We start from the raw sequence: 359 nt of genomic DNA, 5'->3' as shown, positions 1-359 counted from the left end.
ACGTCCAGCGTCACACCGTCGTTGGTGCCGTTGATGGTGATCACAAGATCGGCACTGGCCGTGTCTGTGTCACCGTCGGTCAAGGTGTAGGTGAAGGTGTCGGTCAGCGTCTGATTTTCACTTAGTCCCTGAACAACAAGGTTGTCGTTATCCAACGCGTAGGTGTAGGAGCCGTCTGGGTTGATCGTCAACGTGCCGAACTCGCCCTTGATCACCAGATTACCGTTGAGATCGGTCGTCGAGTCATTAGCGCCCACATTGTCGCTAACGATGGCACTGACGGTTGCGCCATCGGCGCCCACGGTGTCGGCAACATCGTTGGTGGAGGCGTTGCTGCCTCCAATCACATTACCGGTCAC

General features: G+C 56.5%; 1 protein-coding gene. It reads right to left on the bottom strand.

What is annotated here, in order from left to right; genetic code table 11:
• Positions 1-359, bottom strand: a 359-nt coding sequence (locus E0702_RS15895) for a VCBS domain-containing protein (RefSeq protein WP_165927562.1), incomplete at both ends; no start/stop codon positions are given.

This window comes from Halomonas marinisediminis (assembly GCF_004347715.1).
Classification (GTDB): domain Bacteria; phylum Pseudomonadota; class Gammaproteobacteria; order Pseudomonadales; family Halomonadaceae; genus Halomonas; species Halomonas icarae.
This window is presented reverse-complemented; position numbering and strand designations above follow the sequence as displayed.